A 15,814-nucleotide genomic window follows, 5' to 3' on the forward strand; every position below is an offset into this window, starting at 1 on the left:
GTGTAGTTCTGGTTCATGAAGGTTGGGGTCGTGCTGGTCCTTGTACCAAGGGCTTTCGGGGTTTGTCAGTTATGCCTCCCTCTTACGTCCTGCGCTGTGGTAAGAAACCGGCGCGCTTGAGTGATAAGCGCCGTCGTCGCCCTTGCTTGCCGTTGCACGCGCAGCCTGTGTCTGCGATGCCGAGCGGTACGGCTTGCGGTTGGTCATGTTGAGCTTGCCGGTGCGCGTGAATTGTGTGGCGTAGGCTTTGGGGTTAGCCATAAGTTCTCCTGTCCGCCTGCCGAAGTGGCAGGCGGTTGCTGTTAAGGGTGTGGTGGGTTGGTTAGGCGGCGGCTAGGAAGTACTCCACGGCGTCCTTGGCTGGCTTTAACCCCATGCCGGTGATGCCGCGAAGTACCTTGATTGCCTCAATCTTCCTCCCGTTGACGGCCAACCGCTGCCATTCGTGCTCGTAAACTGGCGCAGGCTTCTGCACAGTCGACACCAGTTCGTAGACGCCGAATTCCTTGCCCTTGAACTTGCCGGCGAGGCGTTCAGCTTCCTTGGCCGCCGCTGCGGTCGAAGGGTGAACGTGCGGGAAGTCCGAAGGCTTCGGCTGGCCGTTCTCGATCAGGCAGACGATGGCCGTTGCGGTTGGCGTCGAAGGGATTGTTGCCAACCGTTGCGGATAGTGGTCAATCTCACTGAGATTCCACGCCCAAATACCCCAATGGCCACCGTAGTCGACACGCACTCTGTCGCCGTCAATCCCCACAATGGTGCCGTCGAGATGTCCTGGCCGCGCCACACGATCACCCACCTTGAACTTCGGCGCGTTGTCGTTGCTGGCGGGTTCTTCCCATTCGGCGACGATGTTCAGATTTGGATCGTTTGGCACATATTTGCTTCCATGCGTGCCGTCGGATTGGAATATCCTTTCAGACTCGCAATCAACATCCGCCACGAAGGCATAGTTCGGTGAGTGGCTGGGCCTCATAGGCCCCACCTTGCGACCATCGCGGGTTTTGTAGTAACGGCCAGCCTGAATGGTGAGGGTGGGTTCTACGTACAGTTCTAGGTTGTTGGCCGTCACTTGTGGGCCGAAGCCGCCAGGATTGGCGCTGTAATGAATATAAGGGTTTGTGTCGTCGTTGTTGACCTTGGTCACGTAGAAGAATTTCGGCTTGGATTCACCGTCTTTGGCCCAAAACTCCATCCAGTGGCCAAACAAGTCGTTCTTATCGCCCTTCTTGGGCACGACCTTGTCACCAACCTTGAACGGCGCGACAGGCTTAAGTTTCCTGTCGGCGTCATAAAAATACCAACAGTGGCCATTGTGACCATGTCCGGGGAAGTCGCCGCCGAAATCCACCTTAACGTAGACATCGCCAACCTCTATAACAGAGCCGTTTAGGCCACGACCGCGACCGTCCTCATCCTTTACGCACTCAACCCTATCACCCGCTTTAAACTTATGCATTACGCTGCTCCCTTCGTCTTGGTGTTGCGGTCCATTCGCACGCCACGCGTGAAGTCGACCGGGATTACGTTGCTGTCTTCGTCGGCGGGTGGCGTAACACCAGCCATCTTGCGCAATTCGTATTCGTGGAACGCGGCGCGCGTGCCATCCACAAGGCGCACGTGAACCAAACTGCCTTCGAAGCCGATAGCCATGCCGTAAATCGCGGGCTGCACCACAAGCTCTACGAGGTCACCCGCGTAGATATCCTCCGTAGCGGTGTCGTCGCCACCATTGTTGCCACTCATATCCCACCGCCCTCCGCTACGGAGTCAACCGCCAATTCGTCGGCGTGGAACCATTCTCGTTGCGGTTTGCCCTTCTGGTCGAACTCGACGCAGTAAGTGGATTGGCCTTTCTGCCAGTCGGAACGCCCTACGACGTAACCCCGAATGACAACCGGCGAGCCAAGGCCGAGCTTATCGCTAACCTCAGTCATTGTGCCGCTCCATGCAAAGCAACAATGCGCGGCATCGAAATTGGCATAAGCCCGGAAAGCGTAGAACAACCACCGTTGTGGGCGTGGAGTTTCACTACCGTCTTAGCGGTAGGCTGCAGTTCAATATCGCGGACAACCGTGTTCCGCGTGGCCTTTGCGTCCTCACCAAGGACGTCTCCGGCAATCTTGTAAGCCCATTGCAAGCTAATTCCCAACTCAGTAGCTATTGAGACAAAGCTACGCCCCTCGGCCCGCATAGCGCGGGCGCGCCCACCTTTCGTCATTTCTGGAATTCTCCTCAGCCCGAGACTTCCGAATCTGGTCCAACCGGATTCGTTAACTACGGACCCACTTTTAGGCGTTTTCGCCTTGCATGTCAATATTCGATATGCGAAAGCGCCTAACGTTGGACTTTTTGGCGAAACCGCCTAAATCCTATTGCAAAGCTAGGCGAAAACGCCTATATGCGCGACGATTCTTGGAGAGGAATTGTACTAATGGACAATATGGCCCGTAAAATAAGGGATCTTCGCGTCAAGCTCGGCCTCAGTCAGGGTGGGCTGGCTCAGAGGATCGGCGTCGACCAGTCCACCGTTTCAAAATATGAGCGCGCCGAATTGAATCCAAAGGCAGAACCGGCGCAGAAGCTTGCCGACCTGGCTGGCGTGACCATTGGGGAATGGTTGGGCATTGAGCCGGTTTCCAACAAGGATGTGAGGGCCAAAACGGCGCGAGTCGTTGGTGAACTGCAGGCCGGTGTCTGGCGGGAAGCTGTCGAGTGGGAATACGACGACCAGTACGATGCACCTGTTTTGCTGGACCCGGCGCTGCCGAACTATCCGCTGAAGGGGTATGTGGTTAAAGGCACATCCATGAACCGTCATTATCCGGACGGCTCAATTGTATATGCCGCCGCAACTATTGCGAACGGCCTATATCCTATGAATGGCGACCATGTGTTGGTTTCTCGTCGCAACAAGAGCGGTTTGTTTGAGGCGACATTGAAGGAATATGTGGTTGAGCCGGACGGCAGTAAGTGGCTATGGCCGCGCTCGAGCGACCCGGAGCACCAGACGCCCATTCAATTCGGCTCTGATTCGGAAGAAGTCACCGTAACAGGCATTGTGTTTTCGTCGTTTGTAAGGCGGCCACGGCGTGCCGGTTAGCCGTAGCGACTAGGCGACTAGGCGGTTTCGCATATTTTTATTGACTTGATAGGCGAAATCGCCTAAGACTTAACCCGTAGCCGCCACGTGCGGCCTAGCTCCAGAATGGAGTGCGGGAAGATGGGACGTGAAGTAAGAATGGTGCCTGCCGATTGGCAGCACCCGCGCTACACAAAAGACAATGCGCCCTTTGATAGGGCGGTTGGCCGGTACATTCCAATGTTCGACGGCGGTTATAAGGAAGCTGCCGAAGAATTCATGGAGAAGGCTAACGCGGAAGGTCTTGAGGCTGCGCTAGACTATTATGGCAGCGCGCCCAAAGAAGACGAATACATGCCTGACTGGCCCGAAGACCAGCGCACGCACTTCATGATGTATGAGGACACATCGGAGGGCACTCCAATCTCCCCCGCCTTCGCAACGCCCGAAGAATTGGCGAAATGGCTGGCCGACACTGGGGCTAGCGCATTCGCCAACGAAACCGCAACTTATGAACAATGGTTGCGCATAGCACGTGGCGGTTGGGCACCATCCGCAATTGTGGTTGGCGGCAAGCTTGTGAGCGGCATTGCGGCGGACTTGTCATGACCACCCTCCCACCACTGGCCGTGTTCTCCGGCCACCTTCCGCCTGTTACGCCTCGCCAGCCTACCGTTGGCGTCGCTACCGCGCTTTACCGTTGCGCTCATTATGGCTTGCGCTGTCGTTAGCGCGCTTGTGGCTATGTGGGTGCTGTTGTGAGCAACAACCCGCACGGCCAAGGCGAGCGCGATTACGCCCGCGGATGGCTCAACAACCCCTATAAGGACGACTACAAACGCAAGCAATGGCAGCAGGGATACGACACCGCTGAGGCCAGAGACGTTCGCGCCAAAGAGGCTGCCAACGAACGCTGGAATGGTTTGTGGAACGTACCGGAACGGGCTCGCGACGAATATATCAGAATGGAGGACGACTTCTGCGCGTCAACCGTTCTTGAGTTCATGTTGGCCATGCATCCGGAGGAAGAACTATGACAGCCCCAACCGGAAAATGGGTCAAACAAACCGGCCCCTATCAGAATGGAGAAAACTTCGTTCTCGGCAAGGTCGTAGTTGGCGCCGCCTCGTACAACGGTACGCGCAGCCGCCACGACCCTAAAAGTTACCGAGCATCCATAGAGCTTCCAGGCATAAAGATGAAGGACGGCACGACCGACTTCGAAACACTTGAGGAAGCCAAGACTCGCGTTGAGGCAGCGGTAGCCACTTGGTTCAAATCGCGATGTTGTTTGCCGCGCTTGGCGATCGCCTTGACAATTTTCTGGAACAGCACGGCGAGACCGCTTGGCGTCGTCGTGTGGCCAACGGGAGGCAAACATGAAGCGTATGTTTCTCGGTGTGGCCATAGGCGCCGGACTTATCGGCGCATTGGCCTTTGTACTAACGTGGCCGGTTTCAATGTTCGTCGTAATCGTGGCGATCAACAGCCTTTTCGGTGCGCCCGTGTGCGCAGGCTTTTGCTAACCGCCGCCAACAACGCTTACCGCTAACAGCGGCCCGTTGTGCCCCGCACAACCCGCCGCAAATGGAGGAACCAATGACCACCACCAACATCAACGACCTTGACGCAGCCTGGAGCCCGAATCCCAACGGCGAGTGGAACGAAGCCTACGGCCGCGCATCGTGCATCAACAAAATCGCCACCGACACCGAGCCGCACATCCTGCGCAACGTTGCTGTCTACTATCGCCAGAAGGGCGCAACGTGGGCCGACAACATGGCTGGTATGCTCGAGAGGTTTGCCTCACGGGAGGAAGAACCGGCGAACGACAACAAGCCGGTTGGCAAGCAGAGCGGGAAGCCTCGCAATCGGAGGGTGGCGTGATGTTGGATGCCAAGGCGCTGGAAGCCGCATATCAGGTGATAAGCAGCGCGCATCCCGATCAAAGCGATATGCCGCGATCGGTAGCTGAAGACGCCATCACCGCCTACCTGTCCGCCCTTCTCCCGGCAGACGTAGCCGAGTTGGTGGAGCGCCTACAGGCCGGGTGTCAGCGTACCGGCGAGGGCGACAACGGCGAAGAACTCTACGATGTCGAAGGCGCGTCCGACGACATGTGGGAAGCCGCCACCACCCTCTCCGCTCTCTCCGCAAGGCTGGAGCGGGCGGAAGGGGTGATGGAGCCGAATGGGATCGAATGCCACGGCCTCGATACGCCGGAGCGCGTCTGCTTTTACGAGCAGGATTTCTACGTCCTGTCGAATTTCAGCAGCTTTGAAGTTGAGTGGGCCAGTCGCGGCCACTTCAAAACATCTGAGCATCTGTATCATTGGCTGCGTTTCGCCACTGGCGCGGCAAACGGCAAATTGGGTGGCGCACAACCCACCGAAGCCGCTTTGATGGTGGCCAAGGCCGTGCGCGAAGCTCGATCAGCCCATGACGCTTTCAAGATTGCCCAGGAGAACAAGACCCTTCAACGGGCCGACTGGAACGATGTGAAGGTCGAAAAGATGCGGATGATCATTCGCGCCAAGGCCGAACAGCACGAGTACGTGCGCCGCAAGCTGTTGGCGACAGGCGACCGCGAGTTGGTCGAAAACTCCTGGCGCGATGACTTCTGGGGCTGGGGATCAAATCGCGACGGCAAGAACATGCTCGGCAAACTCTGGATGGAAGTCCGTGCCGAACTCCGCGCCGCATCTGGAGGCCCAGCCAATGTCTAGCGCACAGCAGCCAGCGTCCGCGTGGCGACCCATCTCTGAAGCCGACAATTCGATTGCGACGGTGCAGCAATTCGGCACAGTCACGCTGAAAAACTCCTATCCGGTATGGGTTCGAGACGAAGACGGTCGGACCTATGAGGCTGTATGGAACGACCATCGCGGCGGCTACTGGTGGGATTTGGAGGCGGAAAGCCCGGTTAGTCCCGTTGAATTCATGCCTCACCCACTGGATCCACGTTTCATCTCAGCACTGGAGCCGGGAGAGCCGGCGCAACCAATGGCGTGGCGATATCGCTGGGTATATCCCAACACGGGGCGCCCAACCCCTTGGGCTCTTACTGAGAACAAAATGGTGGCGAAGCAGCGCGAAAATGAGGGATGGGAAGTCGAACCCCTCTACGCCACCCCGGTCTCACCCACGCCCGCAACGGTGGAGGCGGCCACGCACGAATACGCCTGGATAGTCGGGAGTGGCGACCGGAAGCGCTGGCGGATTTGGACGGACGGAATGCCGGCGTGGACCGAGAACCGCGAGCAGGCGACCCGCTTCGCGCGACGTGAGGACGCCGAGGCAGTTCACCGCGAAGATGAAGACGCTTGGACCATAATTCCATACAAAGACCTGCCGAACGATGCCGACGAAGCGTATGAAATCGGCGTCCGCGACGGCTATGAAGACGCCATCCAGACCTTGGACTTGGCCACGGGCGGCGACGGCGAATTCAGAGGCAGCACCATCCCCGGTCGCACTGTAGACGTTCCTACGATGCAACAGCGGATCATCGACCGGTTCGCCGCCCTCTCTGGTGCGCCCGCAGGCTGGCAGGCAGTCGCCGACATATTGAGTGAACGGAAGCGGCAAGTTGATGCTGAAGGCTGGACGCCGGAGCATGACGATCGTCATAACGATGGTGAAATGGCGCGGGCGGCGGGCATCTATGCGGTGATCGCGGGAAGCTGCCGGACCGACTACCGAAACGCAACTGGCGGCTACAGCCTAAACGACATTCTAAAGGGGCTGATGCAATACTATTGGCCTTGGGAAAGGTCATGGTTCAAGCCAACAAACCGCCGCCGTGATTTAGTCAAGGCCGGCGCGCTGATCATCGCTGAAATCGAACGGCTGGACCGTGCCACCGCTCTCCCTGCGTCTCCAGCCGATGAGGGAGGCAAGTGATGACAGAGCGCAGCACTCATCTGCTTGCATGGCTGGAAGACGGCTACACAAGCTGCCAGCACGGTTCCAAAGAATGGGCCGAAAGCTATCTTCATAACGCCCGCGACGTGATCGTTGACCAAGACACCCGCATAGCCACGCTAGAGCGCCAACTAGCCGAGGCAAGGGCGGAACGAGATGAGGCCAAGCGCCGACTGTTCCCATACGCCGACGCCACCGAGATTTGCGGCTACTCGACCAACGGCATCTATCTCATAGGCGACAGGAAGAGCATCGACGCCGCCAGCAAGGCTTTCCACTATTCGGCGCAGATCGAGGAATACCGAACCGCCTTCAATGAGCGCATCAAGGCCACCGAAGCCGAGCGCGACCGCCTCGCCGCAGAGCTTGCGGAGGAGCGTGCAAAGCCGAAACTGAAGATCAAGCGCGTTGATCGTCAACCGCTTGTCATCGATGAGCCGGCATGGCCGAATGGCTGCTACAGCCCGAGTTCTTGCTCTCGCCATCTGGCATGCATGTACATCAACTGCCCACATGAGAACCGGCAGGTTAAGCCGGAGATCGAAGCAGCCATCCGCGCCGCAACCCAGCCGGGAGGGCAGACCGCCCTAGTGCCGGCAGAGAGGGGCGAGTGATGAGCGCGCGTGACGTAATTGCGAAAGCCATTTGCCAGCGGTGGTTTGGCGGGAATGATGTCGATGCTGATGATAGAGCCATCGCGCGTATCGCGATCGAAGCCCTCACCGCTGCCGGCTATCGCATCCTTGGTCCCGACGATCTGGATAAGGTGACGGTGGAGAGGTTCCGGCAGGAAATCGAACGGCTGACACCGCACTACCAGTCGCAGACCGCAACTGACGCGGGCCGCCGCCAGATTCTGGAACATTTCGACGCCTTCTCCCTCCGCGCACTCACAGGGGGCGAGGATGATTGAGAAACGCACGATCTATCTGAGCGGCCCAATCACCGGCATGCCCGAGAAGAACCATCCACTGTTCATGCGGGTGGCCACGGAACTGCGAGCCGAAGGGCACGAGGTCTACAACCCGCGCGAATTCACGTGGACGGAATCAATCTTCCCGAAGCGCAAGGCTTTCGCAGAATACTGCGACTTCATCTGCAATCGCGCCGATACGCTCGTTCTGCTGCCCGGTTGGCAGAATTCCAAAGGCGCAACCACTGAACGCGGACTGGCTGAAAATTGCGGGCTCGACATTATCGAGTGGTCCGCATGGAACCTGCCGTTCGTTGATGATGTTGGGGGTGGACCATGACTGACCTCACAGCCCTCATAGAGCGGGTGGAACGGCTGACAGGGCCGGATCGGGAAGTGGACGCCGCGATCTGCAGAGCAGTCGCTGGCAATCCAACCGACCACTGGTACACGTTCGCTGGTGAACACTTCACAGACGCAACATGCCCTGCTGTAACCGCCTCAACAGACTCAGCCGTAGCGCTTACTGAGCGAGTGCTGCCGGAATGGTTTGCGTGGTCGGTAGGAAAAGCGCCATACGACCACGAAGGCTATGAGGCTTCCGTCTGGGATGACCGAAATGGCGGCGGTCCATGGGACGGCTCAGAAATGCCTACACCGGCGATAGCGCTCATCCTCGCACTCCTCCGCGCGCTCCAGGCACAGGAATTAAAATCATGAAACCAGATAACGATAACGGACTCGGGGTGCCGCCAGGCATCTACTCGGTTGAAGAGACTTGCATCTGGCTTAAAATCAGCCGCCAGAGTCTAACGTCCCTGACAATCGACTTTCCGTACTATGCCAAGAACGGCAATCGAAAGTTGTTCAGTCAGACTCACATCAATCAATTGTGGAATGCAATGCAATGTCGGAATTCAAGCTCACCAAGCGTCCTGGAAGCGCCAATTGGTATATCCGAGGTACCGACAGCACAGGAAAAGAAGTATTCAGATCTACTAAGACCAAAGACGAAGCGACCGCAAAATCGCTCCTCATCAAGCTACAAGCTCGCGTCCTAACGGAAAGTGTTCACGGCAAGGTTGCCACGACAACTTTTGAAGAGGCGGCCCGCGCCTACCTCAAGAACGGCGGCGACATGACCTATCTTCTGCGTGAAGATAAGTCTGGCGCTGTCCATGGGCTGATGCCTCACTTCGACGATCGCAAGATGGCATCCATCACGCAGGATGACTTGGACAAGGCGGCTATCGCACTATGCAAGCCGGGTGCCTCACGCGAGACGTTGATTAGAAATGTCTACACGCCATTCATTGCGGTATGGAACTTCGCTTCGTCCGAGTCGCGCAAGCTAGCCCCACCAAAGAAATGGAGCCGACCGCGCAAGGCGAAGGGTACGAACGTTACGCAATCCACACCATCAAGAAGCGGAACCGAGCCGGTAGATTATGAACGCGCGGCCGAGTTTGTGGCAGCCATGTCTCCTGACCCGGCCATGCTTATGACGTTCCTGTTCTATACAGGCATGCGTCCGATTGAGGTTTTTGCACTGACCGCGGCCGATGTGAACCTACCGGGCCGGTGGCTTGTCGTGAAATCATCGAAGACCGGCGAGCCTCGCGGCGTTCCGCTGCACTGGTTTCTATGCGAGTGGCTTGGCCCGCTAGTCCGCCGCGCCAAGGAAGATGGCGGCACACTATTCCGCACGCCGCGCGGCAATCCCTACACGGCAATTGTAACGGATGAGAAAGGCAAGGGCGGCGGTGGCCTGAAGTCAGCCATCCACGGTGCGCGCAGGCGCACCAAAATACTGGATGTTTCTCCCTACACGGCCCGCCACACAGTATCGACCGCCTTGGTTGTTGCAGGCGTTCATCCGTACAGCAAAGACCAGATACTTGGACATGCCGTGACAGACATGAGCCGTCGATATACCAACGTGCCGCAGGTTCCGCTGATTGAGGCGATCGACAAACTTCCGGTTCCGCCCGCATGGCGTGCGATGCCATGCGTACTTTTTCCCGCCCTTTGCTTTGGCAAGCTGGCTGCGGGCACCGGAAAGAGGAATGACCTGATTCGTGACGAATCCCGACTGCACGGAAACTGCACGTAAAAAGGCCAAAAAACACGACAAAACTCGTGCAGTGGCAGAAAAACACATAAATCTGCGACTGTTATCAAGTCGCTAAACCATTGATTTTATTAGGAGGAATGGTGCTGCCAGAGAGGATTGAACTCTCGACCTCTCCCTTACCAAGGGAGTGCTCTACCACTGAGCTACGGCAGCATCGTGAATGCGGCGCCTTCTGCCACAATGAATCGCCGAGTGCAAGTTGCTATAGCAGCTATTTCCAACAGACATTCGGACATGGCCGCGCCACAATGTCGGTTATGCATTGTTAAGGACTAGGCGAGACCATGAACGACAAGACCAAGCCGGAATCGAGGGGCGATCGCCGCAAGGCCAGGCTGGCGGAAGCCCTGCGTACGAACCTGCAGAAGCGCAAGGCGCAGCTCAGGTCGCGCCGCACCGGCGAAGCCGACACCAGGCCCGACGGGCTTGCCGCATCGAAGGAACAGAAAAAAGAAGAGTAAGGGAATCAGTGCACGGCCATTCCTGTGCCGACTTCACGAAATCCAAATGCACTCATGGCGCATTTGGCCTTTGTTTCCGAGCATGTCGTTCGCGCAAAACCGCTGCACACTTTTGCGCGACATGCTCTATTCCTTGAACCGGACCGACCAATGGTTTAGAGGGCGGCCCAAACACAACCGATTTAAGCCGGCTTCCGGCTGAGGGACACTCTTTCATGGATCGCATCAGGATCGTCGGCGGCCGCGAGCTCGCCGGCACCATCCCAATCTCCGGCGCCAAAAACGCCGCCCTGCCCTTGATGATCGCTGCGCTGATGACCGGCGACACGCTGACGCTGGAGAACGTGCCGCATCTGGCCGATGTCGAGCAGCTCATCCGCATTCTCGGCAATCACGGCGTCGACTATTCGGTGAACGGCAAGCGCGATCACCAGAACGGCAATGGCGGCGGCTATTCGCGCACCATCAACTTCACCGCGCGCGACATCGTCGACACCACGGCGCCTTACGAGCTGGTCTCCAAGATGCGCGCCTCGTTCTGGGTGATCGGCCCGCTGCTGGCCCGCATGGGCGAAGCGCGCGTGTCGCTGCCTGGCGGCTGCGCCATCGGCACCCGCCCGGTCGATCTCTTCATCGACGGCCTGCAGGCACTGGGCTCCGACATCGATGTCGACAACGGCTATGTCATCGCCAAGGCCAAGAACCGCCTGCAGGGCAATCGCTACGTGTTCCCGAAGGTCTCGGTCGGCGCCACCCACGTGCTGATGATGGCGGCGGCACTTGCCCGCGGCGAAACCGTGCTGGAAAATGCCGCCCGCGAGCCGGAAGTCGTCAACCTCGCCGAATGCCTGAACGCCATGGGCGCCAAGATCCATGGCGCCGGCACCTCGACCATCACCATCGACGGTGTCGATCAGCTTCACGGCGCCAATGTGCGCGTCATCCCGGACCGCATCGAAACCGGCACCTATGCCATGGCGGTCGCCATGGCTGGCGGCGACGTGCTGCTGAAGGACGCCCAGCCCGACCTCTTGCAAACCGCGCTCGACGTGATCGGCCAGACCGGCGCCGAGATCACGCCGACCAATGAGGGCATCCGCGTGAGGCGCAACGGCGCCGGCATTTCGCCGGTCGACATCACCACCGAGCCCTTCCCCGGCTTCCCGACCGACCTGCAGGCGCAGTTCATGGGCCTGATGACCAAGGCCAAGGGCAAGTCGCACATCACCGAGACGATCTTCGAAAACCGCTTCATGCACGTGCAGGAGCTGGCCCGTCTCGGCGCCCGCATCACGCTTTCCGGCCAGACGGCAATCGTCGATGGCGTGTCGAAGCTGAAGGGCGCGCCCGTGATGGCGACCGACCTGCGCGCTTCGGTCTCGCTGGTCATCGCCGGCCTCGCAGCCGAAGGCGAGACCACCGTCAACCGCATCTACCATCTCGACCGCGGCTTCGAGCGGCTGGAAGACAAGCTGTCGGGCTGCGGCGCGGTGATCGAGCGGATCAGCGGCTAAGCGAGTGGCGAATAGCGAATAGTGGCCAATTTCCCCTATTCGCTATTCGCCACTCGCTACTCCCCCTCTCCCGGTTGCGCCCGCCAGAAAGACCGCCTAACAGAAGGTAAGACAACAAAACCTTCGCAGGTGCGGTATCCGCATGGACGCTTTGAAGTTATTGGCGCTGGACGAGCAGGACCTGGGCATTATTTCGGCCCATGTCCAGGATGCCGTCATGAAGGTGGGCGACCTCGAATATCTGCCCACCTGGAAGCGCTTCGTCATGCCGATGAACCGCTTCGCCTGGGAAGTGCGCTCCGGTTTCTTCCGCAAGCACAATGAACGCCGGCAAAGCGTGCTGCATTTCGAGCGCGTGCTGGCAGTGAAGACCAGCGGCATCGCGCGCGAGAAATCGGAAGAAGTGCTGTCGCTGCTGGCCGTCAGCTTCATTCCGATCGCTCCGCCCGCCGGCATCATCGAGCTGATCTTCGCCGGCAACGGCACCATCATGCTGGAAGTCGAATATGTCGAGGCCCGCCTTGCCGATCTCGGCGGCGCCTGGCAGGCCTCCTCGCGGCCGGTTCACAGGGGCTGAGCATGGCCGTCACACTGCGCTCTGCCGATCCGGATTTCGAAACACGTTTCACCGCCTTCCTCGCTACCAAGCGCGAGGTTTCGGCCGACGTCGAAGCCGTGGTGCGCGACATCATCGCCCGTGTGCGCGCCGGAGGCGACAAGGCTTTGATCGACTATACGCTGCGCTTCGACAAGGCCGATCTCGGCAGCCTCGGCATTGCCGTCTCGCGCGCCGACATCGAGGCCGCCTATGCGGCAGCCGACCCGGAAACCGTGGAAGCGCTGAAATTCGCTCGCGACCGCATCCGTTCGCACCATCAGCGCCAGTTGCCGAAGGACGACCGCTACACCGATCCACTCGGCGTCGAACTGGGCTCCCGCTGGACGGCGGTCGAGGCGGTCGGGCTCTATGTGCCCGGCGGCACCGCCAGCTATCCGAGTTCGGTGCTGATGAATGCCGTGCCGGCCAAGGTGGCTGGTGTGGAACGCATCGTCATGGTTGTGCCAGCGTCCGGCGGCATCATCAGCCCGCTGGTGCTGGTGGCGGCCGATCTCGCCGGCGTTTCGGAAATCTACCGCATCGGCGGCGCGCAGGCCGTGGCCGCCCTTGCCTATGGTACCGAAACCATTCGCCCGGTGGCCAAGATCGTCGGCCCCGGCAATGCCTATGTAGCGGCTGCCAAGCGCCAGGTCTTCGGCACCGTCGGCATCGATATGATCGCCGGCCCGTCCGAAGTGCTGGTGATCGCCGACGGCAAGAACGATCCCGACTGGATCGCCGCCGATCTGTTGGCGCAGGCCGAACACGATGCCTCGGCGCAGTCTATCCTGATCACCGATAATGCCGCCTTCGCCGCGGCCGTCGAAGCTGCCGTGCAGCGCCAGCTCGCCACCTTGCCGCGCGCCGAGACTGCGGCAGCCAGCTGGCGCGACTTCGGCGCGGTGATCCTGGTGGGCGATCTGGAAGACGCGCTGCCGCTGGCCGATCGCATCGCCGCCGAACATCTCGAACTCGCGGTCGACGATCCGGAGGCGTATCTCGCGCGCCTGCGCAACGCGGGCTCCGTCTTCCTCGGCCGCCACACGCCGGAAGCGATCGGCGACTATGTCGCGGGTTCCAATCACGTGCTGCCGACGGCGCGTTCAGCGCGCTTCTCGTCCGGGCTTTCCGTGCTCGATTTCGTCAAGCGCATGTCGCTGCTGAAGCTCGGCCCCGACCAGTTGCGGCAGCTGGCACCGGCAGCGATAGCGCTGGCCACGGCCGAAGGGCTCGACGCGCATGGCCGCTCCGTCTCCATCCGGCTGAACATGTAGGCAGGCATGTCGGGAGCCGGGCCAAACACCGCAAGGCTGATCGACGTCGAGCTCGACGAGACTATCGGCCGCTCGACGCCCGACGTGGAACATGAGCGGGCGGTGGCCATCTTCGACCTGATCGAGGAAAACTCGTTCCGCCCTGTCAACGACGACGGCAACGGCCCCTACAAGCTCAAGCTTTCCCTTGCCGAATCGCGGTTGGTCTTCGCCATCAGCCGCGAGGACGGAACGGATGTCGTCACCCATATCCTGTCGCTGACGCCGTTCCGGCGCATCGTGAAGGACTATTACCTGATCTGCGAAAGCTATTACGACGCCATCCGCTCCTCGACGCCGAGCCATATCGAGGCGATCGACATGGGCCGGCGCGGGCTGCACAATGAAGGCTCGCAAACCCTGATGGACAGGCTCGCCGGCAAGATCGAAATCGACTTCGACACGGCCAGGCGGCTGTTCACGCTGGTCTGCGTGCTGCACTGGCGTGGATAAGGGGTTACAGGCCAAGAAAAGTCCCGAATAACACCATTGAGTACAAGCCGATTAAGCTTGTTCACAAAGCGGCGATAATCATATAGGTTCCGCGCCAATTCCGGCCGGCCCGCCGGATATCCATCCAAACCAAAGGTATCGAATGCCGAAGGAAGAAGTCCTCGAGTTTCCGGGTGTGGTGACAGAATTGTTGCCCAATGCGATGTTCCGCGTGAAGCTCGAAAACGAACACGAAATCATTGCCCATACGGCTGGACGCATGCGCAAGAACCGTATCCGCGTCCTGACGGGCGACAAGGTTCTGGTCGAGATGACGCCCTACGACCTCACCAAGGGCCGCATCACCTATCGCTTCAAGTAAAAGACCTGATTGCGGGCCGGAGATGCGATGAGCACCATGCACAAGCTCGTGCTTGCCTCGGGGTCGCCACGCCGGATCGAGCTGTTGCAGCAGGCCGGCATCGAGCCTGACCGCATCCTGCCCGCCGATATCGACGAGACGCCGCAGCGCGCCGAGCATCCACGATCGCTGGCCAAGCGCCTTTGCCGCGAGAAGGCTGAAAAGGCCTTTGCTTCGATGCAAGGCGATGCCGAGACCGAACGCGGCTATGTGCTGGCGGCCGATACGGTGGTTGCGGTCGGCCGCCGAATCCTGCCGAAGGCGGAAACCAGTGACGATGCCGCCTTTTGCCTGCAGCTGCTGTCGGGCCGTTCGCATCGCGTCTATACCGGCGTGTGCCTGATCACACCGGACGGCAAGCAGCGGCAGCGTCTGGTGGAAACGCGCGTGCGCTTCAAGCGCCTGCCGCGCGCCGAGATCGACCGCTATGTCGCTTCCGGTGAATGGCGCGGCAAGGCCGGCGGTTATGGCGTGCAGGGGTTGGCCGGCGCCTTCGTCGTGAAAATGACCGGCTCCTATTCCAACATCGTCGGCCTGCCGCTCTACGAGACCACCGCGCTGCTGGCCGGAGAAGGCTTCGACATCCATCGCGGCTGGCCGGAACGCGGGCTGTCTTAAAGCATTATCCGAAACTGAAGGTCGGCGAAGCAAACGGCGCTGACCTTTCGAACGCGATCATGCGACCAACAGACAAGGCAGACTGCGGAAAGCGAACGATGGCAATCAACGACAGCACCGTGACGCCGCTGCGTCCCAAACGGCCCTGCCCCGAATGCGGACGCCCCTCCGCGCGCGACACCTATCCGTTCTGTTCGACACGCTGCAAGGACATAGACCTCAACCGCTGGCTGAAGGGCGTCTATGTCATCCCCGGCGACGACGGCGAGGCAGAAGAAGAGCTGCCGGCGAATACGCCTGACAAGTCGCAAGGCGACGCAGGAAACTGACGGCCTAGCGCAACGAAAAGCATGGATTTTTCAGACGTTTCAACGCGATAGTTGTTTTCCCGGCGAAATCGACAC

Annotated in this window: 23 protein-coding genes and 1 tRNA gene; 19 read left to right on the forward strand and 5 right to left on the reverse strand. The window is 59.6% G+C overall.

Annotated elements, in window-relative coordinates; translation table 11 throughout:
- Nucleotides 1-69 precede the first annotated feature (69 nt).
- The 4 genes from L4923_RS18860 to L4923_RS18875 form a co-directional block, all read right to left on the reverse strand.
- Nucleotides 70-261 (reverse strand): hypothetical protein, encoded by a 192-nt coding sequence (locus tag L4923_RS18860; protein WP_239367915.1) that lies wholly within the window; start codon nucleotides 259-261, stop codon nucleotides 70-72.
- Between the two features lie 61 nt (nucleotides 262-322).
- Nucleotides 323-1,459 carry a ribosomal protein L7/L12 gene (locus tag L4923_RS18865; protein WP_239367917.1) on the reverse strand — a complete coding sequence of 379 codons (1,137 nt, stop codon included), beginning with the start codon at nucleotides 1,457-1,459 and terminating at the stop codon, nucleotides 323-325.
- A complete protein-coding gene (locus L4923_RS18870; protein ID WP_239367919.1) occupies nucleotides 1,459-1,746 on the reverse strand; it encodes a hypothetical protein in 288 nt (95 codons plus the stop codon). Before L4923_RS18870 ends, L4923_RS18865 begins: the two co-directional genes overlap by 1 nt.
- On the reverse strand, nucleotides 1,743-1,937 hold the full coding sequence (locus L4923_RS18875) for a hypothetical protein (protein ID WP_239367921.1): 195 nt from the start codon (nucleotides 1,935-1,937) through the stop codon (nucleotides 1,743-1,745). Before L4923_RS18875 ends, L4923_RS18870 begins: the two co-directional genes overlap by 4 nt.
- A 497-nt stretch (nucleotides 1,938-2,434) precedes the next feature.
- Here L4923_RS18875 and L4923_RS18880 point away from each other — a divergent pair, with 497 nt between their 5' ends.
- The 11 genes from L4923_RS18880 to L4923_RS18930 all read left to right on the forward strand — a co-directional run bounded on the left by L4923_RS18880 (nucleotide 2,435) and on the right by L4923_RS18930 (nucleotide 10,032).
- Complete coding sequence (locus L4923_RS18880) at nucleotides 2,435-3,103, forward strand: helix-turn-helix domain-containing protein (protein ID WP_239367923.1); 669 nt, start codon at nucleotides 2,435-2,437, stop codon at nucleotides 3,101-3,103.
- A gap of 120 nt (nucleotides 3,104-3,223) precedes the next feature.
- Nucleotides 3,224-3,691, forward strand: a complete 468-nt coding sequence (locus tag L4923_RS18885; protein WP_239367925.1) for a hypothetical protein — start codon at nucleotides 3,224-3,226, stop codon at nucleotides 3,689-3,691.
- 149 nt (nucleotides 3,692-3,840) lie between these two features.
- Nucleotides 3,841-4,119 (forward strand): hypothetical protein, encoded by a 279-nt coding sequence (locus L4923_RS18890; protein WP_239367927.1) that lies wholly within the window; start codon nucleotides 3,841-3,843, stop codon nucleotides 4,117-4,119.
- Complete coding sequence (locus L4923_RS18895) at nucleotides 4,116-4,634, forward strand: hypothetical protein (protein ID WP_239367929.1); 519 nt, start codon at nucleotides 4,116-4,118, stop codon at nucleotides 4,632-4,634. The genes L4923_RS18890 and L4923_RS18895 overlap by 4 nt, the downstream gene beginning before the upstream one ends.
- A 47-nt stretch (nucleotides 4,635-4,681) precedes the next feature.
- A complete protein-coding gene (locus L4923_RS18900; protein WP_239367931.1) occupies nucleotides 4,682-4,969 on the forward strand; it encodes a hypothetical protein in 288 nt (95 codons plus the stop codon).
- Nucleotides 4,969-5,808, forward strand: a complete 840-nt coding sequence (locus L4923_RS18905; protein WP_239367932.1) for an NADAR family protein — start codon at nucleotides 4,969-4,971, stop codon at nucleotides 5,806-5,808. Before L4923_RS18900 ends, L4923_RS18905 begins: the two co-directional genes overlap by 1 nt.
- Nucleotides 5,801-6,985 carry a hypothetical protein gene (locus L4923_RS18910; protein ID WP_239367934.1) on the forward strand — a complete coding sequence of 395 codons (1,185 nt, stop codon included), beginning with the start codon at nucleotides 5,801-5,803 and terminating at the stop codon, nucleotides 6,983-6,985. The genes L4923_RS18905 and L4923_RS18910 overlap by 8 nt, the downstream gene beginning before the upstream one ends.
- A complete protein-coding gene (locus tag L4923_RS18915) occupies nucleotides 6,985-7,620 on the forward strand; it encodes a hypothetical protein (RefSeq protein WP_239367936.1) in 636 nt (211 codons plus the stop codon). Before L4923_RS18910 ends, L4923_RS18915 begins: the two co-directional genes overlap by 1 nt.
- A complete protein-coding gene (locus tag L4923_RS18920) occupies nucleotides 7,620-7,919 on the forward strand; it encodes a hypothetical protein (RefSeq protein WP_239367938.1) in 300 nt (99 codons plus the stop codon). Before L4923_RS18915 ends, L4923_RS18920 begins: the two co-directional genes overlap by 1 nt.
- Entirely contained in the window at nucleotides 7,912-8,259 is a 348-nt protein-coding gene (locus tag L4923_RS18925; protein WP_239367940.1) for a DUF4406 domain-containing protein, read from the forward strand. Before L4923_RS18920 ends, L4923_RS18925 begins: the two co-directional genes overlap by 8 nt.
- A 567-nt stretch (nucleotides 8,260-8,826) precedes the next feature.
- Nucleotides 8,827-10,032 carry a tyrosine-type recombinase/integrase gene (locus L4923_RS18930; RefSeq protein ID WP_239367942.1) on the forward strand — a complete coding sequence of 402 codons (1,206 nt, stop codon included), beginning with the start codon at nucleotides 8,827-8,829 and terminating at the stop codon, nucleotides 10,030-10,032.
- A gap of 99 nt (nucleotides 10,033-10,131) precedes the next feature.
- Here L4923_RS18930 and L4923_RS18935 read toward each other — a convergent pair.
- Nucleotides 10,132-10,206 (reverse strand) — tRNA-Thr (locus L4923_RS18935).
- Nucleotides 10,207-10,337: 131 nt separating this feature from the next.
- On the opposite strand from L4923_RS18935, the gene L4923_RS18940 reads away from it, so the two are divergent.
- The 8 genes from L4923_RS18940 to yacG all read left to right on the forward strand — a co-directional run bounded on the left by L4923_RS18940 (nucleotide 10,338) and on the right by yacG (nucleotide 15,739).
- Complete coding sequence (locus tag L4923_RS18940) at nucleotides 10,338-10,514, forward strand: hypothetical protein (protein WP_239367944.1); 177 nt, start codon at nucleotides 10,338-10,340, stop codon at nucleotides 10,512-10,514.
- Nucleotides 10,515-10,729: 215 nt separating this feature from the next.
- On the forward strand, nucleotides 10,730-12,028 hold the full coding sequence (gene murA / locus L4923_RS18945) for a UDP-N-acetylglucosamine 1-carboxyvinyltransferase (RefSeq protein WP_239367946.1): 1,299 nt from the start codon (nucleotides 10,730-10,732) through the stop codon (nucleotides 12,026-12,028).
- A 142-nt stretch (nucleotides 12,029-12,170) separates the two neighbouring features.
- Nucleotides 12,171-12,605 (forward strand): DUF2948 family protein, encoded by a 435-nt coding sequence (locus L4923_RS18950; RefSeq protein WP_239367948.1) that lies wholly within the window; start codon nucleotides 12,171-12,173, stop codon nucleotides 12,603-12,605.
- Nucleotides 12,606-12,607: 2 nt separating this feature from the next.
- Complete coding sequence (gene hisD, locus L4923_RS18955) at nucleotides 12,608-13,900, forward strand: histidinol dehydrogenase (RefSeq protein WP_239367950.1); 1,293 nt, start codon at nucleotides 12,608-12,610, stop codon at nucleotides 13,898-13,900.
- Between the two features lie 6 nt (nucleotides 13,901-13,906).
- Complete coding sequence (locus L4923_RS18960) at nucleotides 13,907-14,392, forward strand: UPF0262 family protein (protein WP_239367952.1); 486 nt, start codon at nucleotides 13,907-13,909, stop codon at nucleotides 14,390-14,392.
- 142 nt (nucleotides 14,393-14,534) lie between these two features.
- The gene (gene infA / locus L4923_RS18965; protein WP_006200926.1) at nucleotides 14,535-14,753 is read left to right on the forward strand and encodes a translation initiation factor IF-1; all 219 of its coding nucleotides are present in this window, start codon (nucleotides 14,535-14,537) and stop codon (nucleotides 14,751-14,753) included.
- A gap of 27 nt (nucleotides 14,754-14,780) precedes the next feature.
- Nucleotides 14,781-15,410, forward strand: coding sequence for a Maf-like protein (locus L4923_RS18970; protein WP_239367954.1), 630 nt, complete (start codon nucleotides 14,781-14,783; stop codon nucleotides 15,408-15,410).
- Between the two features lie 98 nt (nucleotides 15,411-15,508).
- Nucleotides 15,509-15,739, forward strand: coding sequence for a DNA gyrase inhibitor YacG (gene yacG / locus L4923_RS18975; RefSeq protein WP_239367956.1), 231 nt, complete (start codon nucleotides 15,509-15,511; stop codon nucleotides 15,737-15,739).
- Nucleotides 15,740-15,814: the final 75 nt, after the last annotated feature.

The organism is Terribium retamae (assembly GCF_022347545.1).
Classification (GTDB): Bacteria; Pseudomonadota; Alphaproteobacteria; order Rhizobiales; family Rhizobiaceae; genus Mesorhizobium; species Mesorhizobium retamae.